Here is a 24,940-nt window from a genome sequence, read left to right as displayed (position 1 = left end):
ACAGTTGACAGTTGACAACAGTTGATAGTTGACAGTTGACAGTTGACAGTTGACAGTTGATAGTTAAGGCCGATCCTCCCCTAACCCCCTTTAAAATCGGGGGACAAGAGAATTCTCTTTCGTCCCCCTACAACCAGGGGGATGCTGCAAGGAATGTCCGGGGAATAAACAGGCTTAAGCCAACCGTATTGCAATCTCACAGACAGTTAAATTTACTTTCACAACCCAGAGTAAAATGAATACAGAAAAACCAACAATTTTGGTTACAGGCGGAGCAGGATATATTGGCTCTCACGCGGTATTAGCGCTGAAAAACGCGGGTTACGGTGTAGTGATTTTAGATAATTTAGTTTACGGCCACCGAGATATAGTAGAGCAGGCTTTACAGGTAGAGTTGGTAGTTGGCGATACGAACGATCGCACTTTGCTCGACAACTTGTTTGCTACCCACAATATTGCAGCGGTAATGCACTTTTCTGCTTACGCTTACGTGGGCGAATCTGTGACCGATCCAGCCAAATATTACCGCAACAACGTCATCGGCACGATTACACTTTTGGAAGCGATGATTGCTGCTGGGATTAAGAAATTTGTGTTTTCTTCTACTTGCGCGACTTACGGCGTACCGCAGAAAAGCCCGATCGCCGAAGACCACCCCCAAAATCCGATCAATCCCTACGGTGCTACTAAGTTAATGGTAGAACGGATCTTGTCGGATTTTGACACAGCGTACAATTTTAAGTCTGTTTGTTTCCGCTATTTTAACGCTGCTGGAGCCGATCCAAACGGCTTGTTAGGAGAGGATCACAATCCCGAAACTCACTTGATACCGTTGGTGTTATTGACTGCTTTGGGAAAACGAGATTCGATCGCAATTTTCGGCACCGATTACGATACTCCTGACGGTACTTGCATTCGCGATTACATTCACGTCAACGATTTAGCCTCGGCTCACATTTTAGGATTAGAATATTTGTTAAATGACGGCAAATCTAATTTCTTTAATTTGGGTAACGGCGGCGGTTTTTCGGTAAAAGAGGTGATAGAAACAGCCCGCCAAGTCACCGGAAAAGAGATAAAAGTCGTGGAATGCGATCGCCGTCCGGGAGACCCGCCTGCTTTGGTTGGGAGCAGCAAAAAGGCGATCGCAACTTTGGGCTGGTCTCCAGAGTATCCCCACATTAAGGATATTCTAACTCACGCTTGGCACTGGCATCAAAAACGGCATCATTCTTAGTATCTAGGGTGCGCTTGCGCACCTTACCTCAACCAAAATAGCGAGTATGTTGATAATATCTGCTAAATCGGGACAGCTAGGCAACAGACTGCTGCTATTTGCAAATTTCATAGCTTGGGCGATCGAACACAATTTCACTGTCTTCAATCCAGCTTTTGAGGAATATGCAGATTTTTTTGTCGGAACCGCTGGGGATTTTTTATGTAGTTATCCTCGTCCATATTTTACCGCAGCAGGCAACAAGTTTCTCAGAAACAAATATTATAAATTTATAAAATATTTAATCACTAAAAAAGTATTAAAAACCCGAGAAATTACGAGAGAGAAACCTTTTAGCTGGAGCAAATATCAGGAACAGGAACAAATCAAACACGGTTCAATTGTTTGTTTTCAAGGCTGGCTATTTCGAGATGGCTGGTTTGTCGAAGATACGCCGAATTTGCGCAAGTACGCCGACGAAATTAGAGCCTACTTTACACCATTAAAACAATATACAATTAATCCCGAGCGCCTGATGGCAAATCTCAAAAACAGCGCGGATGCGATTGTGGGAATTCATATCCGTCAAGGCGATTACGCTCAGCACCAAAATGGCAGGTACTTTTATACTACCGACCAATATATCGAGGTGATGAATGCAGCAGTCAAGCTATTTGCAGGAAAAAATATTAAATTTTTAATTTGCTCTAACATCCAGCAAGAACCGAGTTTATTTAAAAGTTTTGACTGTGTTTTTGGCAGCGGTCATTTAATCGAAGATATGTATGCTTTATCAAAGTGCGACTATATTGTCGGGCCGCCGAGCAGTTATACTATGTGGGCTTCTTTTTATGGAGATCGGCCTCTATACATGATTAGAGATGTCGGTAAAGTAATTAATCTAAAAGATTTTGTGCATTTTTATGAATGGCAAGGAATTTTCAATTATTGCGATAACTGGAACGAGAGTTTTTGGGATTGGACGCACTGAAAGAAGTAATACCATTTATCTAAAATTGTGCAACACTCGAAGACCCCGCCTAGCATAGGTGTCAACTTAAGCCTAAAATCCTTGGTATATCTCGCTTTTAGCCAAGTCTAGATCCCCCTAAATCCCCCTTAAGAAGGGGGACTTTGAGAAGACTCCTGTCCCCCCCTTCTTAAGGGGGGCTAGGGGGGATCTGGCCTTAATAGTCAAACAGCAATCTCTGACTGGATTTGAGCTTAAGTTGACACTAATGCCCGCCTAGCCCCCCATACAAAGGGGGGGAACAATACTGTTATTTCGTTTTAAATTGGTATAACCTAGAATAGGAGTTAATAAATAGTTGTATAATTGCAGGTAGGATGGCATGAATGAGGGTTTGCCACCGATTTATTTTTACATTCCTCAAAGCCAGTGGCCGGTAGGAGATTTGCCGCAAAGTCCAGAGGAATACTGGCAGTGGATGAGTTTTTGGGGTAGCAGGTACGGTCGGGGAAAGTATGATTGGACTCTGCAAACTTATCTTTATTTGAAAGCGGATGGGTTGCTTTGTCAATTAATAGATTTTATGCCGGATGAAGGCATTGTAGTGTCCCATCGAGATTTTTTATCGGATAATTTGCAACCGCAGTCAAAATTGCTGATTGTTTGTATTAAAGTAGATCGAGAACCTCATCCTTATGCTCAGTTGCAAGTAGTGCAGAACGATCGCGATTTGCTATTTAATCGATCGCCCTTTTTATGGCACTGTCACCCCCTAAAATTTTGGCTGCAACCCGGGTTAATTCCCCGCGACGCCAGCCGGGGCGAAATCTTTGAAAAGGCAGCATTCTTCGGCGTTACAGGAACTCTAGCACCTCAATTGCAAGCACCTGATTGGGCAGAAAAACTCGGCGCTTTGGGTTTGGCGTGGGAAGTTGTCGGGTGCGATCGCTGGCACGATTACAGTAAAGTCGATCTCATAGTGGCTGTGCGCAGTTTTGAGGCTTCACAGACTTTTGACTCGAAACCTCCCTCAAAATTGATTAACGCTTGGCACGCAGGCATTCCGGCGGTTCTGGGACGCGAATCTGCCTACCGCAGCGAACGCCAAAGCGCACTCGATTACATAGAAGTAGGTTCGCCCGAGGAGACAATTGCTGCTGTTGAGATGCTGCGGCGCGATCGAAATTTGCGGCGGGCAATGATCGAAAATGGTACAATCAGAGCGCAGGAAACGGGGAATGCCCAGATTGTTGGGCAGTGGCGCAATTTTTTGACAAAAGTAGCTGTTCCTGCTTACGATCGTTGGTGTAACGCGTCAATTTGGCAGCAGCAAATATTTTTGACCCGCCGCTATCTAATTCTGAAAGCGAACCGCCTACAAAGTCGCATGAATCAATTTGTATCTGAGAAATAGGCGTGAAAATTTGCTATTTTATCCAAACTCATCAAAATCCCGAACAAATTTATCGCCTGCTCCGCACCATCAAAAAATCCAGCCCTAATTCTCAAATTCTGCTCAATCACAACTTTAATAGGTGTGATTTAGACTTAACTCCGCTGCAAGATTTGTCAGATATTCATTTATTAACTAATCGAGAATATTTAATTCGCGCTGATTTTTCTTGTCAAGTTCAACCGTATTTAAATGCTGTCAACTGGTTATTTACAAATAATTCTGATTTTGACTGGCTGATTAATTTGACTGGCCAAGATTATCCGACTCAACCGCTGTCAAAAACTGAAGATTTTCTCGCGAAAACTGACGCCGACGGTTTTATTCGGTATTGGGATGTTTTAGCTGAGGGAATACCTTGGGACAAACAGAAGGGATTCAAGCGATATTATTGCCGTTACTGGCGAATTCCCGGGCGCTGGAGTTACAATTTTTTGAAAGAGTTTCAGCAGTTGCGGGCGGTGAAGAAATTGACACCACTGCAATTTTACCTGACTTACGGCCCGCTGGTGGGGATACCGCGCCGATCGACCTTATTTAGCGATCGATTCATTTGCTACGGCGGCTGGGCGTGGTATACTCTCTCTAGAAAATGCGTTGAATACATCAAAGATTTTGTGAATTTTCGCCCAGATGTTGTGGATTACTACCAAAAAACAGTAGTTCCCGAAGAGTCTTTCGTACAGACTGTACTCGTCAACAATCACAACTTAAATCTGGTGAATGACGACAAACGCTATATTGATTATACCAATGCGATCGCAGGTTCGCCCCGAACGCTGACAGTAGAAGATTACGCGACAATTACTAACGGCAACTTTCACTTTGCGCGCAAATTTGACATAAAACAAGATGCGAAAATTCTAGACAAGCTAGATTATTTAATTTTTGGATGAAATTAGAAACCAAGGGATTTATCACTATTTTAACGGGTCTTTACTCGTTGCAAGATTGCATTCATTTTCTGGCTTCTGTCAGGAAGTTTCACCAGGAACCTATTATTATTTTAATCGATAGAGTACCTCAATTTTTATATCCTTTACTTCAGGTATTTAGAAATGTCATATTAAAACCAGCACCATCTCACGAAAATCCTGTTTTAGCGTCGCGACAAGCTAAACTAACTTTGTATGGGGAATCTTTGTTTGACAAAACTATTTATATGGATTGCGATATTTGTTTGCTGTCGCCAATAGATGAGGTTTTTGATTTTCTGGACGCAGTGGATTTGTTGGTAACAGAAGACGTGCAGCCTGCGATTGCTAAAGCGGGCAATTTATTAAGAGTCAAGCAAGATATTCTGTCAACTTTGCAGTCTGTAGGACTGCCGCTAAACGCCAATAGCATTCAATACAATGGCGGATTTATCGCTTTTACAAAAAGTAGTAAAAATCACGAATTTTTCCAACACTTCAACAAATATTTCCAGATCGTAGTTGCCAATCAGAATGTGCTACTATTGAAAGACCAGGGCGCATTTGCTGCTGCCGTTGAATCTGTGAAACCAAAAATGACAACATTGTCCCCTATTTACAACTACTTGGATAAGTGGAAAGATGTTTATGCGATCGACAAACCGATAAAAGTCATGCACTGCACCTATCCCTACCGCCCGCAGTACGCAAAGAACGTCACGCGATCGCTATTTACTCGAATAGTCGATCGCACTGCTAAAATATTTTTACCAAATCAAATCAACAATCCCTGGCGCTTAAAATAAGATTTAGTATTATACCAACCGTCGCCAAATTTACGAAGATCGCACAAACATTCCATCTCCAATCTCTCTGCGCCCTCTGCGGTGAAAAAATCCCCAAAAATCAAACAGGATAGCTCTAGCTCCCGTGCAACATTATACCAAAGAATTATATCAATACTTGCAAAAAACCTGCCACGAATCAGCCAAAGAAATTATTCCTATCCTTTGGGAATACGTACAGCAAAATCGAGTAATAGATGTCGGTTGCGGCACGGGAACTTGGCTGTCCGCGTTTCAAGAATACGGCGTTCAAGAGATTTTAGGAATAGACGGCGATTGGGTCGATCCCAAAATGCTTGAAATCTGGGCCACCAACTTTTCAACATTCGATTTAACCCAACCGTTGCGGCTGGAAAAACAATTTGATTTAGTCGTTTCCTTAGAAGTAGCAGAACATTTGCCGCTCCCAGCTTGCCCGGTTATTTGTAGAGTCTTTAGTCAAGCTGGGAGCGGTGATTTTATTCTCAGCCGCAGTACCATTTCAAGGAGGAACAAATCACATTAAGGAACAGTGGGCCGAGTATTGGGCGAAACTATTTGAAGCCCAAGGATATGTAGTGGTTGACTGCATTAGAAATAAAATATGGCAAAACGATCGAGTAAAATGGTACTACGCTCAGAATATACTTATATTTGCGCAACAAGAATATCTAACAACGCATCCAGCATTACAAAAAGAGGCCTAGAGAACTAGCATTTTGCAGCTTTCCTTAATTCATCCGCAGCTTTATTTGCGAACAGCATCCGAAGCAACCAAATTAAGACAAGAAATCAAAGATGCTTTAGCCTTGAAAGATCCGAGGATTTCGATAAATAAAGTATTTTTAGCCTTGCTACCCTTGACAATATCTCGGTTAAGCAGGAAAATGAATCAACTTTTTTCAAAAAAAATTACCAAGTGAAAGTTTCATTAGTGGTGAGCGATTTATCCGGAGGAGGTGCAATTCGTGCTTTTCTCCTAGCTCAAGTCCTGATTGAGCTTAACTATGAGGTAGAAGTTGTCGGATTTCAGTTTGGTAAGGAATTGTATGCTATCCCTCCGAAAGGCATCCCAGTATGTGCGATACCGGGGAAAAACTATCCGGGGTTTTTGATGGATGCTCAAAAAGTTTTGCAAAAAATAGATGGGGATATTATTTATGCGGTGAAACCTAAACCTACAAGCTTTGGTTTATCGCTGCTAAAAAAAATCGAGACGCGCCGCCCTATCATTTTAGATATAGATGACTGGGAGCTTAGCTGGTTCGGTGGCGATGAATGGAAATATCGCCCTTCTTTAAAACAACTTTATCGAGATATTTTCAAACCACAGGGTGAATTGCGAGTACCGGATCATCCGCTGTACATCCAATGGATGGAAAGTTTAATTTCCCGTGCTGATGCTGTCACCGTCGATACGGAGTTTTTAAAACAGCGTTTTGGTGGTGTATATTTGCCTAATGGCAAGGATACTGAAATGTTCGACCCGGCTAAATACAATCCTGAATTGAGCAGAGAGCGTTACGGCTTGTCCGGCTATAGAGTTCTGATGTTTCCCGGTGCTCCGCGACCTCACAAAGGTGTTGAGGATGTTTTGATGGCCCTCGAACAGTTAAACGAGCCGGATTTAAAATTAGCGATCGTCGGCGGAAGTCCTTATGATGATTATGATGATAGACTTATGCAACAATGGGGGCATTGGATTGTTAAGCTGCCGAAGTTTCCTGTCGAAACGATGCCGTCAGTTGTGGCGGCGGCTCACATTGTCGTTGTTCCTCAGCGAGAGACTCTGACAGGGGTGGCTCAGTTTCCGCTGAAGCTGACAGATGGCATGGCAATGGCTAAGCCTGTTTTGTCGGCGCGCGTGGGCGATATTCCATCAATTTTAGGCGGAACTGGTTATTTAGTCGAGCCGAGTTCTCCGGCTCAAATTTCCCAAAAAATTCAATGGATATTTCAAAATTTGACGGTCGCGAATTTGCAAGGAGTTAAAGCTCGGGAAAGATGCGTGAAAAAATATAGCATTCAAGCAATGGCACCGATACTTTCAGATATAATTGCAAGTATGTCTAGGTGATATGCAACCGACAGCAATTGAGGAAGAAAAACTGCCTGTAATTAAAGAATATTTTGAGATGCCGTACTGTTTAGCTGGGAATGCTTCATGTCTGCCAATAAGCTACTCCTAAAATTTGCCAGACGATATCCGGGCAGAATTCTGTTAACTGTGATGCTGGGCTTTTCTGGGGCTTTATTCAGTGGTATCAGCACTACTCTGATTGTACCAGTGCTTTTAAGTTTTTTGGGAGAAGCTATCGAGCTGCGCGGCGCTCCACCTCTGATTAAAAGTTTGATGTATCCCTTTCAGGGAATGCCAGAAAATCAGCGTTTAATGTTGATGACCGCGGCAATTCTCCTGGCAATTTTTTTGAAAAATGTTGCAAGTTATATCAATACTTTAGTAGCAACATCTCTGACTCGATCTCTAACTTTTGATTTGCGAGAAGCAGGTTTGCGGTTGTTGCTAGAAGTAGATTTAGATTTTTACTCTAAAACTAAAGTTGGGGATTTAATTAATCGGTTGGGCGGAGAGATTGGCCGGACTGCTAGTGCAGTTGGCACGGCGATATCCATGTTTACTACCTCAATCACCGTTTTGGTGTTTGTGGGTCTCCTACTTTCTATTTCTTGGAAATTGACGGTGACATCTACTGTTTTGCTGGCGTTAGTTGCTTGGACAAATCAATATATTATTAACCGTTCTAAGCATTTTGGCCTCCTGCTTTCGGAAATGTCTAAAGATTATTCGGTGAGGGTTCTCGAAACCATGACGGGCATTCGGTTGGTCAAGTCAACGGGAAATGAAGAAAGAGAGTATCAACGAATCAAAAATTTAATTCAAAAGCGAGAACAAGCTGATTTTCAGGCTCAGGTAAATTATGCGGCGATCGCCCCGATTAACGAAGTTGTTAATTTGATGGTTATTATTTTAATTGTATTTATGGGTCGCACTATTTTTTCCCGTGAAATAGAATCGATTTCTACAGTATTGTTGACTTATTTATTGGTATTGTTTAGGTTGATTCCTTTTATTTCTCAGTTGAATAGCGGGCGCAGTCAATTTGCTAATACTTCGGCTAGTGTAGAGGTTGTTAATGATTTTTTGAGCTGCGACGACAAGCCGTTTATGCTTAACGGTTCTATACCATACAATCATTTGCGATCGGGAATTCATTTTAATAATATATCTTTTAATTATCCAAATCACAAAAATTTAGTATTGCAAGGAATTGATTTATTTCTGCCTCACGGTACTACTTTGGCTTTGGTAGGAAATTCTGGTTCCGGTAAGTCAACTTTGGCAGATTTGTTGCCGAGATTTTACGATCCTACTCAAGGTCATATTTCGATAGATGGCAGGGATTTGCGCGAATTCGATCTCAAAAGTCTCAGACAAGCAATGGGTATTGTTAGCCAAGATACGTTTTTGTTTAATGCTTCGGTGCGGGAAAATATTGCTTACGCTAAGCCGCAAGCGACGGAGGCGGAAATTGTGGAAGCGGCGAAGGGAGCTAATGCTTACGAGTTTATCCAACTGTTACCGGAGGGGCTGGATACTCAAATTGGCGATCGCGGCGTGATACTATCGGGAGGGCAGCGTCAAAGAATTTCCATTGCTAGAGCTTTGCTGCAAAACCCGGAAATCTTAATTTTAGATGAGGCTACGAGTTCGCTAGATACGGTTTCAGAAAGGTACGTCCAAGCGGCGATCGAGAAACTGAGTTGCGATCGCACAACCTTAGTCATCGCCCACCGCCTCTCCACAGTCCAAAAAGCAGACAAAATCGCCGTAATCGATCGCGGACAAGTCGTAGAAATCGGTTCTCACGAAGAATTGCTAGCCAAAGGAGGTTACTACACTCGCTTGTATTCAATGCAATTTGCGGAAGAAACCGCCCGCGATGAAGCTTTGATTAGAGGTTCTTACGAAATTCGCACTCGCCTGACTCCGATGATAGCTTACCTAAAATTGCTAGTAGACGAAATGGTAGACTCCCCCGAAGAAAGAGATGAGTTAATTAGAGAATCATATCACTCGGCTGCTAATATTTTCACTACTTTAGAATTTATAGAAAATACTATTAAGCGTCAGGGTGTCAAAAAGTAGTTATTGGTTATTGGTTATTGGTTATTTGTTATTAGTTATTGGTTATTTGTTATTTGTTATTAGTTATTGGTTATTGGTTATTGGTCATTGGTAGCTATTCACAAATAAAATCGGAAAAATAACAATGCCCCATGCCCCATGCCCCATGCCCCATGCCCCATCCTTCCGCTTCCCTTCGCCCAATTCCCATGTCTAAATATTATGTATTTTTTACTAGAAATGTTTTACCGCAACCCAATGTTGCCAGCTTAGTTCAAGTTGCGCACTCTGCCAATGCCGCAGCAAATCTCGGTTATCCAGCAGTTTTGGTATACCTCCGCAAAGGCTGGAGTGCTTTGAATCCCGTTGATTTGATGTTTCCTTTTCAACCCAGAAAACCGGACTCTCAACTTTCCAAAATTTACAATCTTCAAGGACAGCTAAAAGTAGCAGATTTACCTTTACCGTGGCCTGTCGATTGTTGGAACAGCAAATGGACGAGTGCGAGTACAATAGTTTCAAAATACTATTTACCAATTCACCTGCTGAAATCCACTAAAATTGTCCACAGCCGCGACTGGAACTTTGTCAAAGCTGCGATTAAAAATGGAATTCCCGCTATCTACGAACAACATCACCATGAAGATAAGAAATTTGAGCCGGACGTTGTTAACAATCCTCTGTTTCAAATTGCTGTAACTGTGGCCGATACTGTCCGAGATACCATGATTCACAAAGGAATGCCGCCGGAAAAGGTAATTATGCTGCACAATGGTTTTAACCAGTTGTTTCTCGCCAGACAAACAGACGCAGCCGAGAATTGGCGACAGCAGTTATTAACCGATGACAGGCAATATTTAGCAGTTTATGGGGGCGGGCTTTACCCGTTTAAGGGTGTGGATATGCTGGTGGAGGTGGCGCGGGAGTTACCGGAAGTTGAATTTGCGATCGCAGGCGGTGATTCATCCCAAGTAACAGCGTACCAGCAGTTAGCAAAATCCAAACAAATTAACAACATCAAATTTCTCGGCTACCTCCCGCAAAATCAACTAGCTAGCTTGCTACAAGCCGCCGATGTGTTGGTTCACCCGCACTGTTTGACAGAGGCGGCGACGTTCACATCTCCTTTGAAATTCTTCGATTATATGGCATCGGGAACTCCGATTGTGGCGACGGAGATTCCATCTTTGCTTGAGTTTAAGTCTGGGAATATCGCCGCGACTTGGTGCACACCCGATAACCCGCAGCAGTTTGCACAAAGTATTCAAGTTAGTTTAACAAAATATCCGAGGAAGGTAGAGGGTTATTCAGAAACGATAGATTTTGTCAAGCAATTTTCGTGGGAAAATAGGATCGAGAGAATTTTGGGGTGTGTGGATGCGGATGTGCGATCGCAAATGATTAATTAATCCGCCAATCCGCCTTCGCCAGCCCGCGAGTCCGCCAGTGGTTGAAACCACTGGCTAATAGCTAAAGTCCTCTAAAGAGGACTAAAATTATTATTTATGGACTCAGGAACTCAAGTTAAATAATAACTTGATTCCTGAGTCCTCATAGCGAGGACTTTAGCTTTGAGACAGGGGTTTTCAACCCCTGGCGGACTGTCGGGGTAGCGAAGTAGCCGAATAGCTGAATGAATGACTCGCGGACTCAAATACCACACCAAAATATTAAAAATGAACCCAAAAATTATCGGCACAATCACCACCTACCCAGGCATGAACCAAAGCGACTGGCTGTGGCAACAAACCCCTCACAACTTCGGTAAATGGGGCAACATTCAAATGCTCGCCAACCACCCAGAACCAGATTTTTTACTCATGTATCAATTCGACTTTCCTCGACAACCTAAACAGCAGTCATGGCTAGACAAAATACGCCATTACAGGCATCCCAACCAAGAAAATGACATTCGAGAAAAATTTCGTAACGTCCCCAAAGAGCGTATTATTTACCTAATCAGAGAACCGCCTTTAGTAGAAGTAATTGAGATTACCAAAGCCAATTACCAACAAGCAGAACTTTATTGCGGTTACGTTTCCGGGCCGGACGACTTTGCACCCAAACCAGATTATATGCCTGCGATTTGGTATCACTCAAACTCATTTCGAGAACTTAACGAAATGCCACCACCAACTAAAACTAAATCCTGTTCGTGGATAACTTCAGGTGTTAGTCGCACCGCCAACCATCGGCGCAGATTAGATTTTATCAAATTGCTGCAAGCACAAGAATTAGACTTTGACCTTTACGGGCGAAACTTGCCGACTTGGGCGCGCGGTAACGGGACTGTCAACAATAAATGGCACGCCGTCGCACCATACTATTACAACTTGGCTATTGAGAATTATGCAAACAACGATTGGTATGTCAGCGAAAAACTTTGGGATGCTTTGTTAGCTTGGTGTTTGCCAATTTATTACGGCGGTGCGGCGGCGGATAAGTTGTTGCCGGCGGGTAGTTTTCTGCGGCTGCCGAGTTTGGATGAGAAGGGAGTAGAATTTATTCAAGAGGTGATTTCAACCCCGGATTGTTGGCAAGAAGCAAGGGAGAAAATTGCGGAAGCCAGACAAATCATTCTCCATGAATTGAATTTGCTGAATTGGCTATCTAACTTTGTATTTTAGGAAATAGCGCAATGACAGAAAATCAAAATCAACCCAGAGAATACGATGCCGTACTCGGCGGTCAAAATCCACCCCCCTTCGGTGCGGCTGTCTTAGGCGGGATTCCCGGCGTTAAGAGTCGTTTGGCTTCACCGATTGTCGAGGTAAAAATTGCGGCACTGTCTGAAGCGCTGAAATATGGAGATGCAGGTTTAGATTTAATAATTGTGGCGCTGCAAGATGAATCAATGGCTGTGAAGTTTGCCGCCTATTCGCTGCTGAGGAATAGAGATGAGGAGAAGATTCAACAACATTTACGTAGCTCTTTTGAATTTGATGTTATCGCAGTCGATGCTACAGGAAAGGAAAACAGCCGCAGTCAGTTCTTTGCTCGCTTCTTCCTTGAAGAATTAGGGAACTCAGTTGTGCTCGAAATGGTATCGATTCCCGACGGGGTATTTATGATGGGTTCGCCAGAAACAGAAGAAGGTAGAAAAGATAAGGAAAGTCCGCAGCATCAAGTAAAAGTACCCCCTTTTTTTGCAGGTAAGTATCCCATCACCGAAGCACAGTGGCGAGCAGTGATGGAAAAAAATCCATCGGTTGTCAAAGGTGAAAAACGTCCTGTAATAGGTGTGTCGTGGCAAGATGCCGTCAAATTCTGCGACAAACTCTCAGAAAAAACCGGGAAAAAATATCGCCTCCTGAGTGAAGCAGAATGGGAATACGCCTGTCGTGGGGGTACAACAGGGCCATTTCATTTTGGGGAAACCATTACCATAGAATTAGTCAACCATGACAAATACCCTGCCTACGCAAACGCTCCCCCCACAGACTCTTACAATCGCAGCCGAGAAACAACGGATGTCGGGAGTTTTACCCCCAATGCCTTTGGACTGTACGATATGCACGGCAATGTTTGGGAGTGGTGCAGCGATACCTGGCACGAAAACTATAACGGCGCACCAATTGACGGAAGTTCTTGGGAAACTGGCACAAATGATAAACGTATGCAGCGTGGCGGTTCCTGGGAATATTCTGCGGTATATTGCCGCAGTGCCACTCGTCTTAGATATTCGGCTAGCTTCCGGGCTATAGACGTTGGTTTTCGCGTGGCTTGTGTTTTAGCGTAGTCTCGGGTTTTTGGTTTGTAGTATTCGGCGATGATTTTTATGTCTTGTCATTTTTGCCGGAGGTCGATTGACTTTTATTTCAAAACTTTAAAGCGCGATTAATCGAGCGGACACGATATAATTGAGCGACTATATATGAATGGAATTTGCACGCTAGCCAACGATAGGGTTTACGATCAATTAATTGCTTTACTTAACAGTATTGAAGTTATTTTAGGATCAAATATTCCTGTTTGTATTTATCCTTTTGATGAGGAAGTACAGCAAATTAAAGCTGAAATAGCTCGGCATCCTAATGTTTTTATGTATGAAGATATGGCGTCTATTCAGCTATGGGATCAATTTATGGAAGCAGCGGCGCCTGAACGCTTGAATCGCAAAAAGTTTCGGCTTTATGGCGCGCACCGCCGCTTTTGCGCTTTCGATGGGCCTTTTGAAAGGTTTATCTATATGGATGCTGATACTTTGGTGATGAATTCCCTTGATGCGGTTTTTGATAAGTTAAATGAATCGGATTTTGTGGTTTATGATTTCCAATTTACTGACCCGAGTAAAGTATATAATTTATTGTCGCCAAAATTGCTAGAAGTATTTGAGCAGGAACGCATTAATTCAGAAATATTTTGTTCTGGTTTTTATGGTAGCAAGCAAGAAATTTTTGATGCAGATACGAGAGAATGGCTGTTATCTCAATTGCAATCTGGAGATGCAGAAATTCTTTATTCTGGTGCGGGAGAACAGCCGTTGCTCAATTATATGGTGATGAAAACGGGTATTAGTAGTTATAATTTTGCCTACAGTCTTCCAGATAATTTAAAAACTGGGTGCAGTGTTACTTCTAAGCATTTTATAGCACGGGATAACATTCTTTATGATAAGGGAAACCCGCTGACTTATATTCATTATATTGGGGTGCAGCCGGATTTGATTCGGAGAGTTTGTGCTGGCGAAAATATTGAGTTTCCCTACCGCGATTTGTTTCTACATTACCGCTATCTCCGCGAACCGTCCAAGCGGCCGATTTTTAGGGAACCGCTAAAGTCTTATGCTGATATTTCTGCGCCGAGTTTGCTAGAAAGAGTCTTGAGAAGGTTGAGGATAAATTTATGAGTCGCGGTATTTATATTGTTGCTAATGATAAGGTGATGGAAAGTTCGATCGCCCTGATCGCAAGCATACGCCTGTACAATTGTCAAGTACCAGTTTTTTTGATTCCGTTTGACGATAATTATCTGCAAGTCGCCGCCGCCCTCAGCAGCCTCTACGGGGTGCAATTGTACCCAAATCTGGGGTTTGTGGAACAGTTTACCAGGGAAATTGGCCAAATATTCGATCGCAACTTTTTAGCCCTTCCCAACAAAATGCGCAAACTCTGCGCCTGGTTTGGCCCCCTCGACGAATTTCTGTACATCGATACCGATATCATCGTCTTTGAAGACATCGCAGCCAACCTCAACAAACTCTCAGAAGTAGACTTTTTTTGCTGCGACTATCACCACCTGGGCGAAAAACTGCGCAATGTCTTTTCACCGATTGTCAAAGAAAAGCATATTTTCACAGATTCCGAACTTCAAGATGTGTTTAACAGCGGCTTTTGGGCTTCCCGCAAAGCAACGATTTCGGAATCGCAAATGTATGAAGTCTTGCGCGAATGTTCGCAGCATCGAGAATATTTTGATTTTACCCAAAATGTCACAGACCAGCCTATATTAAATTACTTAATTCTTAAACTAATTCCCAAACGCTGTAACCTTGTTAAAGCTTCGGAAACCGAACCGGGAAGTTGGGCGGGTTCCAAGCATTTTCAGGAAAGAGATTACGTGCTTTACGACAAAGGTAAAAGGTTAAAATATCTTCATTGGGCGGGAATACCGATTAAATCTGGTAGTCCTTATTGGAAACTGTGGAAATATTATCGTTATTTGCATGAGAAAAAACCCAATTTAATGCAAAGAATATTTCGCTTGATACAGCAATAATGTGCGCAGTGCGCACCCTACGAGTTTATTCGACCGTCCGCGAAGGCGGACGAAAGTTTCTGTAGTAGCGGTTTCAACCGCCGAATCTGGTTAGGGTTTTTAAACGATGACAAATGGCATTTATATTCTAGGAAACGATGTTGTTTTCGACCACTTAGTCGCTTTGCTAAACAGTCTCGAAGTCAACGGGGCTCAAGATATTCCAGTTTGCATCATTCCCTACGATGATAACTTGAAAAAAGTGCGATCGCACTTTTCCAGCCTACACCATGTCACCCTGTTTGAAAATACCGATTCCATCCAATTCTGGGAAGACTTTGCGACTCAAGTTTGGACATCTCACGCCAAAGCTCAAAAAATTTGGCAGGCTAAAGGCTGGAAACCAGTTCACTGTCTGGGAATGCACCGAAAATTCTGTTGTTTTGACGGGCCATTTGATAAATTTATCTATTTTGACGCGGACACTCTGTTAATGAATTCTCTCGATTACATCTATCAAAAACTCGATGAATTTGACTTGGTAGCAAACGATTTTCAATACAAATCCGACCTCAATTATGTATTTGACTTATCCTCCCAAAAACTCGCTGAGATTTTCTCTATTGACAGACTACAATCTCAAATTTTTTGTGCTGGGTGGTTTGCTTCAAAAAAAGGAATTATAAATCGAAATAACTCAGGGAAAATGTTAGAATATTTAACATCAGGAGAAGCGGAAATTCTTTCGCTGCGGGGAACTGACCAACCTTTGTTTAACTATTTAGTGGCGCGCTGCAAAATCTCTTTTTACAATTTTGCATATTCTCGATCGGAACAGGTAACGGGGAATCATTGGTCTTCTCAATTTGATGTGATAGATTCTATTTTATACGATCGGGGACGGCGGCTGACTTATTTGCACTACATGAGCATTTCTGCTGCCAAATTTACTCGATTGTGTGCGGGTGAAGATGTTGAGATTCCTTACCGAGATGTATTTCTGCACTACCGCTATTTGAACTCGCCGGAAACACGACCAAAACTCGCGCCTCCCAATTTGTTACTGCGCTTGCGGAGGAATTTCAAAAGTTGGGGTATTCAAAGAGTTAATAATGTTTTATTTAAGTTGCGGATTTTAATAAAGCAGGACTAAAGTCCGAACAATCTAACCAACCCTCTTCGTTGTGATAAAAGAGGGTTGATTGGTGATTCTCATCCTTCAAAAGAATCTAGGTCTAAGGCTTGGGAACCTCCGCGTTGTAGTTCAATTAAAAGCTTGCCTAGCTGAGTCCAAACCAGCCACGCTGTTAGTAACGTCAGCGGCAAAGCTAGAGCATAAGAAAGTAATTTTGGGAAGCCGAAAATTTCCATACCAGAAGCTAAAAATATGCAAATTCCGCCGGCCATTCCCAGAAAAGGCAACTGCAATTGTAGACCTTTTAGGTTAGATAAAGTACGGCTAGAGCGATTTTTAGACCAGAGTTGTACGGCTTGTTTGAGAGTTGCTTCAAAGGCTAAACCGGATGCCATACCTGCTAGTAATCCTGCGGTCATTAAAAAATACGGAGGTTCTGGAAAGTAATACACGAATAATTCTTTTGGGGTAATGGGAATTGGGAAGTCATTGGTCATTAGTTGGCAGTCATTAGTAATTAGTTGGCAGTCAGAAGTAAATAATTTTAGCCTCTGCTTTCTGCCTTTTGAAATCCGCGTATCCGGGATTTTTCTGTGGTAAAGACAGGTAATTGGTAATTAGCAATTGTCTTTTGATTGATAACTAATGACTAATGACCAATGACTAATGACCAATGACTAATGACTAATGACTAATAACTAATGACTAATGACTAATGACTAATGACTAAAATCGAGTCAGGGAGGCGGCTCCTGCTGTAGAAAACTCTGCCAAAGCGCCTAGAGCAACGTTGAACAGACGGCCTGGTTGCAAGTCTTCCTTGACTAAGTTCCACAGGCGGCGAACTTCTTCGGTGTGAAGCCGATCGTCCTCAATCAAGGCTAAGATCAATTGGTTTCTCAAAAATGACCCTTCCTCTGACAGCAAAAATTGCAAGCCTAGTTGGGCGGTGGGTAGCAGGTCGAAACTGCGATCGGCTCGGGCGATCGCGATCATCTCCTCTAACCTGTTCCACTGGAATTTGCCATCTTTGAATAATACCTCAATCAGGCGCCGCCGCAATGCCGGAGATTCGCCGTTCAACAAACGCCGCGCTACGTAAGGATACGCCACCTCGACAATCTTGAAATCGGGATTCAGCGTCAGGGCCAAACCTTCCTCTGTTACCAGAGAGCGAATAATTAAGGCAAATTTCGCCGGCACCCGGAAGGGATAATCGTACATCAACTCCGAAAACTGGTCTGTAATCGTCTTGAAGTTAAAATCTCCCACCTTTTCGCCGACGATATCGCCGAGCACCGATTCCAGCGCTGGGACGATCGGCATAATATCTGTATCTGGCGTCAAAAAGCCAAGTTTGACAAAATCCTGGGCTAACTCGAAGTAATCTTTGTTGATCAAATGAACGACAGAATCAACCAAGGTTTCTTTAGTTGTTTCTTCCATCTGATCCATCATCCCAAAATCAATGTAAGCCATGCGGCCGTCCGCTAAAGCAAAAAGATTTCCGGGATGGGGGTCAGCATGAAAAAATCCGTGTTCCAGCAACTGCCGCAAACCGCTGCGGACTCCGATTTCAATTAAGCTATCGGTATCCAAACCGGCGGCTTTCACGCTTGCCATATCTGTCAGCTTAATGCCGTCAATCCATTCGAGAGTGAGAACGCATTTTGCAGTATAGCGCCAGTAAATACTCGGAACTTTTACCGTGGGGTCATCGGCAAAATTTGTCGCAAATTTCTCGGCGTTGCGCCCTTCATTGATATAGTCAATTTCCTCGAATAATTTAATACCGAATTCATCGACTATCAAACAAAGCTCGTGACCGAGATTCAGCGGCAGCAACGGGCCAAAAAATCCAGCCGCCCAGCGCATTAAGTAAAGGTCGAGACTCAAGATTGGCAGCAAATTCGGTCGCTGCACTTTGACGGCTACTTGTTCTCCGGTGATTAAACGGGCTTTGTAGACTTGGCCGAGACTGGCCGCGGCGACTGGTTCGGGGGAGATTTCGCTGTAGGTTTCGCTAATTCGGCGATCGAGTTCTGCTTCAATAATCTTGAAAGCCTGCGCCGAGTCAAAGGGCGGCAATTGATCCTGAAGTTTGATCAGTTCTTGGAGAAAGTCTTTGCGAATTAAATCCGGTCTGGTAGACAGGGCTTGGCCGACTTTAATGAAAGTGGGGCCCAAGCGAGTGAGTATTTGTCGCAGGTGGGCGGCCCGTTCCGGCTGGTGGGCGGCGACTTCCTGCTGCCAACTATCCCACAGCATCCCGAACACGAAGCCAGCAAAAGACCAAATAACGGTAATTGCTCGCCAAACTGCTTTCCAAGGACGGCTGCGGTAATACTGAGCGATCGCTTGTGGATCGTAGCGTCTAGCCTGAGTGAATTGATACTGACGCACTCGTTTATTTTCCTCTGATTTTATGAAAATTGCAGGTTAAATTGAGAATTGAGATTTGGGCATCGGGCATCGGGCATCGGGCCCAAGAGCATCGGAAGTCGAAAGTTAAAACCTTCTTCCGTCTTCCGTCTTCCGACTTCCCTCGGACTTCTTCCTTCCATGCTTTACATCCGTTACATCCGCTACAGAATCCGTTGCCGAACTTCCTTGTTCATCATTGACCGATCGCAAATTTTAGGCGAGCGGAAAATGCACCGATTGAAGGCGGATTGCTGGCCTAAATTTGTTTCTTTTCATTAAGATTATAGTACATAAAAGTACAAGTGATCGGTCAAAATACTTAATATATTTTCGCGATCGCCGCACGAGTACGACACTGCAACCCTACAATTCCTCTATTCTCAGGTATTTCTTTCGATCGGGCGATCGCGCTGGCAGCCGGTAAATCCTATCCGCCCTTTGCCAAACAATCTTTGAGCCCGTAAATCGCCCGCTCTTGTTGATCCCTCGAAAGTTCCGGGAACATCGGCAAAGACAAGACTTCGCGACAAACTTGCTCAGCGACAGGCAACTGACCGACTTGATAGCCCAAAGATTTGTAAACAGGTTGCAGGTGTAAAGGTAACGGATAGTAAACCATCGAACCGATGCCGGATTCCTGCAACTTAGTCCGCATCGAGTCCCGAAAATTACCAGAGGAATTGAGATCCTTTTCTGGACTTATCAGCCGAATTGTGTATTGATTCCAAACAGGCTTGGCTGCCGACAATTCCTTGGGGACAGCAACTCCGGGCACGCGGGAGAGAAATTCGCCATAAACGGCTGCTTTAAAGCGCCGCTGGGCGTTCCAACTATCGAGATACCGCAGTTTAATGCTGAGAATCACCGCTTGCAGAGCATCTAAACGGCTGTTGTACCCGATTTCCTCGTAAAAATACCTAGAAGACTGTCCGTGTTCTTTGAGCATACGCATACAAGCTGCGAGTTCGGGGTCGTTTGTCGTCACCGCCCCGCCATCCCCGCAAGCGCCTAAATTTTTAGTTGGATAAAAGCTGAAGCAGCCCACATGGCCGATGCTGCCGACTTTTCGAGACTCCCACTCGGCGCCGACAGACTGGGCGCAATCTTCGATGACGGCTAGGTTATACTTGGTGGCAATTGCCATCAACCCAGTCATGTCTGTGGGTTGTCCGAAAATGTGAACCGGCATAATTGCCTTGGTTTTGTCGGTAATTGCGGCTTCTAGGAGCTCGATATCCAGATTAAAAGTCCCGCTGTCAATATCGATAAATACCGGAGTTGCACCTACAGCGCTAATTGTTTCAGCCGAAGCGAAGAAGGTAAAAGGAGTGGTAATCACTTCATCGCCCGGGCCGATTTTGAGAGCTCGCAAAGCCAAAATCAGCGCATCCGTGCCCGAGTTGCAGCCAACGCAGTCGGAAACGCCTGTGTAATTGGCAAACTCTTGCTCAAAACTCTTGACGGCGGGGCCGCCGATGTAGCCGCCAGAGGCGAGGACTTTTTGCACCGCAGCGCCGATCTCGTCGCCAATCTGGGCGTACTGCTGGGTTAAGTCGAGGGGGGGAACATTATTCACTCTTGACACCACAAATTGCAACCATCATCAAAGCAAATTTTTACAGTAAAAATGTTTCTCAGAAACCTTTATTAAAATATCTTATAGTTGGACGGGCAAACAATCACTTTATCGAAAGCGCAAGCGGATGTTAATTCAGCTAGATTTAATTGATTTGGGTTGGGCTTTGGGGATGGTGGCGATCGCGATCGGGCTTTCGGCGTGGCAGGGATTGGGATTAGAAGGGGCTCTGGCGATCGCCGCGGGGCGCACCCTGATCCAGCTAATCGGAGTCGGCTACGTGCTCGCCGTGGTATTTGCCCCCGAGGGGAAAAATCCGTGGCTGGTTTTAGCAGTGTTAGCCATCATGCTGACAACAGCTAGCCTGGTAGCCAGCAACCGGATCAGCAAAAAAATCAAGAACTTACTGCCCTTAGTTTCGGGTTCAATATTGATCGGTACGGCGTTTACTCTCGCCTATACACACTTGCTAATTTTGCAACCTGACCCCTGGTACGAACCGCAATACTTGATTCCCCTAGCAGGGATGATTTTGGGCAATGCGATGAACTCTGGTGCGATCGCGGGCGAAAGACTTGTCAGCACAGTTAACAGCAGCCAATTAGAAATAGAAACCCATTTAAGTTTAGGTTCAACACCGCAGCAAGCAGTCAAACAATACCGCAAAGATGCGATCAAAGCTGGATTAATCCCCACATTAAACACAATGACAGTCGTAGGAATCGTGAGCTTACCGGGAATGATGACGGGTCAAATGCTGAGCGGTGTCAGTCCGCTAGATGCAGCATCTTATCAAATTTTGATTATGTTTGTGTTGGCGCTGGCAACATTAATTGCAACTCTCTTGTTGACGGAGGGATTGTCCCGGAATTTTTTCAATCAAGATGCACAATTAATCAAATGGTAAGGTGCGATCGTTCGGAATTTAGTTTTTCATGAATGCCGATCCGCATTTCTAACTATCGCACCAATTTGATGGGATGCTTGACGATAATTTAAAAGTTAAAGTTAACAGCACAAAATTTTTATTGAGCGGGATTGACTGCGGGTGAATGTGCTGGAAAAACCGACATCTGGTAGGAAAGAGCAAGGGTTCATCTGGTTTTTGAACAGGGTTCTCGCATGACCGCATATAAGTTATTAGTTATAATCTCATATTCACTGCGGTTATGCTTCACCCTACAAATATATTTGCTTGCACTCATCCGCTGCACCCCATAGCAATGCCGTGTCCTGTATTTCATCCGCCATTGAGATCGTCATCGTCTATGAGGCTAGACTAATTTCTAGACTTGGCCCCGGCTCCAAACTCTCACAAATTGTCCCGGCTTTCTACCCCGCTGCAACTTAATTCAATCGCCGACGGTACAAAATAACAGCCCGTCCAAGGTGTGGATGTTTTTTAACACTGATTTTTGGTAACCGATAATGCTTACCTGCACGATTTCCTGTTCCCATACCGCAGGGCAGTCATTTAGGTTCGCCGAATATTTATCCTCAGACACTAATTCCTGTGAGATAATTATGGTCTCCTGGATTTGATTTTTTTATGGTAATAAAATTTAACCACCCAGCCGCTAGATACATCAACATCGATCGGGGCGGCGGCAGAGAATGTTACAATTCTCGATTAGCATTGAGATTGGGCGATCGCTTTGGCGGTTAGCTGCTGGTTACAGCTTTGGGCGAAATGAAGCGGAAAAAGTGCAATTTGATTTTCCGGCTGTCTGGTGCTTTCCCTGAGCAAAGCAACCGATACCACAGAGCCCAGCCACATTGTGTCCCAGCAGTCAAGATGTTAGTTAAAAAGATTTATTAAGAGTTGGGATATGAATTATGTATTCGGCATCGATGGCGGCGGAACTAAAACTACCTGCATTTTAATGGATGAGAATAGCATTGTTTTGGGACGTGGCGAAGCAGGTGCTTCAAATTATCAAACCCTGGGAATTGACAGTGCCAAACAATCGATTCAGTTGGCGATCGAACGTGCCGTAACGTCCGCTAAAATTGAGGCGGATAGCACTCTCAATATAGAAGCAATTTGTCTCGGACTAGCAGGGGTAGGCCGTCCCAAAGATATTGAAATAGTGCAATTTGTAATGCAGAATTTGCACTTGCCAAAGAATTTACCAGTAACCCGATCGTTCTTACCGAGAAATATCGTAATTTGCAGCGACTGCGCGATCGCACTGGTGGGCGCTACGGGAAATCCCGTGGGTATCGCGGTTATTTCAGGCACCGGTTCAATTGTTTTCGGGCAAAACCGTCAAGGGAATACTAAACGAGTCGGGGGTTGGGGATATATTTTGGGCGATGAAGGTAGCGGATATGACATCGCCCTTAGCGGTTTGCAAGCTGCTTTAAAGTTCTGCGACGGGCGCGAAGAGTCTACCGTGCTCGCCCAAAAATTTCAACAGCATTTACGCCTCAATAACCTAGAAGAATTGGTAGATGTCGTTTACCGGCGAGGTTGGGGAGTGACAGAGATTGCAGCTTTAGCACCGATCGTCGATCGAGCTGCGGCAGAGGGCGATCGCGTCGCTGACGGCATTATTAGTCGTGCTGTCGCAGAATTAACATTTTCCACAAAAACAGCCATTTCAGCGCTATTTAGCCCCCGAGAAGAATTTGAAATTGCCCTCGTTGGAGGTGTGTGGGACGGCGAGGCAAATTGCCGGGGTCGATTTGAAAGTGCCATCAGCGCGATCGCCCCGAATGCTAAAGTAATTTTGCCGCGCTCCGAACCAGCTTTCGGTGCAGCATTGTTAGCCTTAAATGCTCTCAAGAATTCAGCTCGTCTCCCCACACTTGGTGGTGCGATTTGAGATTAACTGTTAACTTATATCAATTTAAAACGAAATAACACTATTCTTGTTCCCCCCCTCGATCGGGGGGGGTCTTCGAGTGTTGCACAATTTTAGATAAATGGTATTAGTTGGCGATCGCACGAGTCCGTCGAAACCGGGTTTTGTCGTCAAATATTGGGTGACAACCGTCAATCTCAGTTAAAAATCCGGTTTAGTGAGTGGAAGCGCGATCGCGAACTCAACGGCTAGCTGCTGAGAAGGCGATGAATCCCCATCTCTGCTTTATCTTCCTTATCTTCCCGATCGCCCCTGTGAGGTGGATTTTCTCAATTTTGCCAAATTTTAGAATTTTTAATTATCTACCTTAACTTCCCAACTTGGATAATTTCAGTCTGCCATCATTAAAACATCAAATGAATCGGAAACCAGAAACAGATTTAGCAGCAGCAGTAGATTCCTAAGTAAAACAAAACAAAATCAAGGAGACAAATTATATGATTACTTCTCAAAAATGGCGTTCAGCAACAGCAGCAATCCTCGCAGTGGGAATTACAGTTGCAACCAGCACGCCGCTAGTGGTAGCTACTCCCGCATCAGCTCAACAAAGAATTTCACAATTTGATAGCATCAGAATTCCATCGGGGAGTGTAATTCCAGTTAGTTATGAAAAAGACAAAATTGTTGTCACCACCGAAGAAACCGCACCTTTAACACTAACTGTAGCGCGAGACATCCGCACAGATCGAGGAACAGTATTAATCCCTGCCGGCAGCCAAATTGTCGGGGAATTGCGACCCGTCAGAAGGGGTAATCAAAGGGGTACTCAATTTGTGGCCAGAGATTTAATTGTCAGCCGCCGCCAACGCTATCGGATTGATGGCTATTCGGGAGTTATTACCAGAACCGAAAGAATTCAAAAAGGTGCTGGTACAGGTTCAGTAGCCCAAGGTGCAGCATTGGGCGCAGCAGCAGCAGCAGCCCTAGCAGGTATTACCGGCGATAAGGCGATCGCCACTGAAGAAGTCTTGGGCGGCGCTGGGATTGGCGCTTTAGCGGGAGTATTTTTGGGGCGGCGCAGTTTTGACGCGATCGTGATTCGCCCGGAAGAAGATTTATCAGTGAGATTGCGATCGGACATCGTACTGCGGTAATATTAGACTGTTGGGATTAATTATTTGCACTAAAACATTGTGGATCGCTAACTTGTGGTCTCCCGATAATTGGCTAGGCATACTGTTAAGATTGTGCCTAGCCATGTTTGTTGGGGGAATTATTGGATGGGAGCGCCAACTCAGACACAAACCAGCAGGATTGAGAACTCATATGTTAGTAAGTATGGGTTCTGCGCTGTTTGTATTAATACCGCTGGCAATAGGTAAAAATGAAAATGGACGAGATGCGATCGAGCGCGTAATTCAAGGCATTGCCGCCGGGGTTGGATTTTTGGGAGGCGGAGAAATCCTGAGGCAAAATCAGCAGGAAGCAGGCAAAGCTGAAGTTCGCGGACTCACCTCTGCCGCCGCTATTTGGGTATCAGCAGCGTTAGGAACAGCAGCAGGATGCGGGTTGTGGCAACTTGCATTAACTGGCGCTTTGATGTCGCTGTTTGTTCTGAGAGTAATTAAAGTATTAGAGCGTCGGAGTCATCGGAAATAATCTATCTCCGTGAAAATACGGTGGCTTGTCTACTCTTTGGCAGCCGTTAAAAGTTACAGATAGACGGGTGCATCAGGGCGCAAGCAAATATACTCGTATGGGCTATAGCATTTCGGTA

The 24,940-nt window shown here is 44.2% G+C and carries 21 protein-coding genes; 18 read left to right on the top strand and 3 right to left on the bottom strand.

The features are described 5' to 3' along the window. The first annotated feature begins 235 nt into the window (after positions 1 to 235). From galE to QT974_RS09405, 14 genes are all read left to right on the top strand, one after another. The gene (galE, locus tag QT974_RS09470) at positions 236 to 1,237 is read left to right on the top strand and encodes a UDP-glucose 4-epimerase GalE (RefSeq protein ID WP_333468252.1); all 1,002 of its coding nucleotides are present in this window, start codon (positions 236 to 238) and stop codon (positions 1,235 to 1,237) included. Between the two features lie 46 nt (positions 1,238 to 1,283). Continuing rightward, positions 1,284 to 2,207 carry an alpha-1,2-fucosyltransferase gene (locus QT974_RS09465; protein ID WP_333468251.1) on the top strand — a complete coding sequence of 308 codons (924 nt, stop codon included), beginning with the start codon at positions 1,284 to 1,286 and terminating at the stop codon, positions 2,205 to 2,207. Positions 2,208 to 2,568: 361 nt separating this feature from the next. After that, positions 2,569 to 3,600 carry a glycosyltransferase gene (locus QT974_RS09460; protein ID WP_333468250.1) on the top strand — a complete coding sequence of 344 codons (1,032 nt, stop codon included), beginning with the start codon at positions 2,569 to 2,571 and terminating at the stop codon, positions 3,598 to 3,600. Positions 3,601 to 3,602: 2 nt separating this feature from the next. Continuing rightward, complete coding sequence (locus QT974_RS09455) at positions 3,603 to 4,535, top strand: beta-1,6-N-acetylglucosaminyltransferase (protein ID WP_333468249.1); 933 nt, start codon at positions 3,603 to 3,605, stop codon at positions 4,533 to 4,535. After that, positions 4,532 to 5,359, top strand: a complete 828-nt coding sequence (locus tag QT974_RS09450) for a hypothetical protein (RefSeq protein ID WP_333468248.1) — start codon at positions 4,532 to 4,534, stop codon at positions 5,357 to 5,359. Before QT974_RS09455 ends, QT974_RS09450 begins: the two co-directional genes overlap by 4 nt. A gap of 124 nt (positions 5,360 to 5,483) precedes the next feature. Then, positions 5,484 to 5,903, top strand: a complete 420-nt coding sequence (locus QT974_RS09445) for a class I SAM-dependent methyltransferase (protein WP_333468247.1) — start codon at positions 5,484 to 5,486, stop codon at positions 5,901 to 5,903. A 393-nt stretch (positions 5,904 to 6,296) separates the two neighbouring features. Then, positions 6,297 to 7,454, top strand: a complete 1,158-nt coding sequence (locus QT974_RS09440) for a glycosyltransferase family 4 protein (RefSeq protein WP_333468246.1) — start codon at positions 6,297 to 6,299, stop codon at positions 7,452 to 7,454. An 87-nt stretch (positions 7,455 to 7,541) separates the two neighbouring features. Next, positions 7,542 to 9,545: an ABC transporter ATP-binding protein gene (locus QT974_RS09435; RefSeq protein WP_333468245.1), complete on the top strand. Its 2,004-nt coding sequence runs from the start codon at positions 7,542 to 7,544 to the stop codon at positions 9,543 to 9,545. 188 nt (positions 9,546 to 9,733) lie between these two features. Continuing rightward, a complete protein-coding gene (locus tag QT974_RS09430; RefSeq protein WP_333468244.1) occupies positions 9,734 to 10,933 on the top strand; it encodes a glycosyltransferase family 4 protein in 1,200 nt (399 codons plus the stop codon). 267 nt (positions 10,934 to 11,200) lie between these two features. Next, complete coding sequence (locus QT974_RS09425) at positions 11,201 to 12,151, top strand: glycosyltransferase family 10 domain-containing protein (RefSeq protein WP_333468243.1); 951 nt, start codon at positions 11,201 to 11,203, stop codon at positions 12,149 to 12,151. Positions 12,152 to 12,162: 11 nt separating this feature from the next. Further along, complete coding sequence (locus QT974_RS09420; protein WP_333468242.1) at positions 12,163 to 13,263, top strand: formylglycine-generating enzyme family protein; 1,101 nt, start codon at positions 12,163 to 12,165, stop codon at positions 13,261 to 13,263. Positions 13,264 to 13,398: 135 nt separating this feature from the next. Further along, entirely contained in the window at positions 13,399 to 14,373 is a 975-nt protein-coding gene (locus tag QT974_RS09415; protein ID WP_333468241.1) for an Npun_R2821/Npun_R2822 family protein, read from the top strand. Continuing rightward, a complete protein-coding gene (locus QT974_RS09410) occupies positions 14,370 to 15,242 on the top strand; it encodes an Npun_R2821/Npun_R2822 family protein (RefSeq protein ID WP_333468240.1) in 873 nt (290 codons plus the stop codon). Before QT974_RS09415 ends, QT974_RS09410 begins: the two co-directional genes overlap by 4 nt. A gap of 106 nt (positions 15,243 to 15,348) precedes the next feature. Further along, positions 15,349 to 16,374, top strand: a complete 1,026-nt coding sequence (locus QT974_RS09405) for an Npun_R2821/Npun_R2822 family protein (protein ID WP_333468239.1) — start codon at positions 15,349 to 15,351, stop codon at positions 16,372 to 16,374. Between the two features lie 59 nt (positions 16,375 to 16,433). On the opposite strand, the gene QT974_RS09400 is transcribed toward QT974_RS09405, so the two are convergent. The 3 genes from QT974_RS09400 to QT974_RS09390 form a co-directional block, all read right to left on the bottom strand. Beyond that, a complete protein-coding gene (locus tag QT974_RS09400) occupies positions 16,434 to 16,853 on the bottom strand; it encodes a hypothetical protein (RefSeq protein ID WP_442933168.1) in 420 nt (139 codons plus the stop codon). A 229-nt stretch (positions 16,854 to 17,082) separates the two neighbouring features. Then, positions 17,083 to 18,759 carry an ABC1 kinase family protein gene (locus tag QT974_RS09395; RefSeq protein ID WP_333468238.1) on the bottom strand — a complete coding sequence of 559 codons (1,677 nt, stop codon included), beginning with the start codon at positions 18,757 to 18,759 and terminating at the stop codon, positions 17,083 to 17,085. Between the two features lie 448 nt (positions 18,760 to 19,207). Further along, positions 19,208 to 20,356, bottom strand: a complete 1,149-nt coding sequence (locus QT974_RS09390; RefSeq protein WP_333468237.1) for a DegT/DnrJ/EryC1/StrS family aminotransferase — start codon at positions 20,354 to 20,356, stop codon at positions 19,208 to 19,210. Between the two features lie 127 nt (positions 20,357 to 20,483). On the opposite strand from QT974_RS09390, the gene QT974_RS09385 reads away from it, so the two are divergent. From QT974_RS09385 to QT974_RS09370, 4 genes are all read left to right on the top strand, one after another. Next, a complete protein-coding gene (locus QT974_RS09385) occupies positions 20,484 to 21,263 on the top strand; it encodes an ABC transporter permease (RefSeq protein WP_333468236.1) in 780 nt (259 codons plus the stop codon). 922 nt (positions 21,264 to 22,185) lie between these two features. Then, the gene (locus QT974_RS09380) at positions 22,186 to 23,184 is read left to right on the top strand and encodes an N-acetylglucosamine kinase (RefSeq protein WP_333468235.1); all 999 of its coding nucleotides are present in this window, start codon (positions 22,186 to 22,188) and stop codon (positions 23,182 to 23,184) included. 476 nt (positions 23,185 to 23,660) lie between these two features. Further along, positions 23,661 to 24,317: a hypothetical protein gene (locus tag QT974_RS09375; protein WP_333468234.1), complete on the top strand. Its 657-nt coding sequence runs from the start codon at positions 23,661 to 23,663 to the stop codon at positions 24,315 to 24,317. Between the two features lie 37 nt (positions 24,318 to 24,354). Further along, positions 24,355 to 24,822: an MgtC/SapB family protein gene (locus QT974_RS09370; RefSeq protein ID WP_333468233.1), complete on the top strand. Its 468-nt coding sequence runs from the start codon at positions 24,355 to 24,357 to the stop codon at positions 24,820 to 24,822. Positions 24,823 to 24,940 lie beyond the last annotated feature (118 nt).

Source organism: Microcoleus sp. BM001215392 (assembly GCF_036700185.1).
Taxonomy (GTDB): domain Bacteria; phylum Cyanobacteriota; class Cyanobacteriia; order Cyanobacteriales; family Microcoleaceae; genus Microcoleus.
The sequence above is the reverse complement of the archived record's forward strand: the minus strand, read 5'-3'. Positions and strand labels throughout refer to the sequence as shown.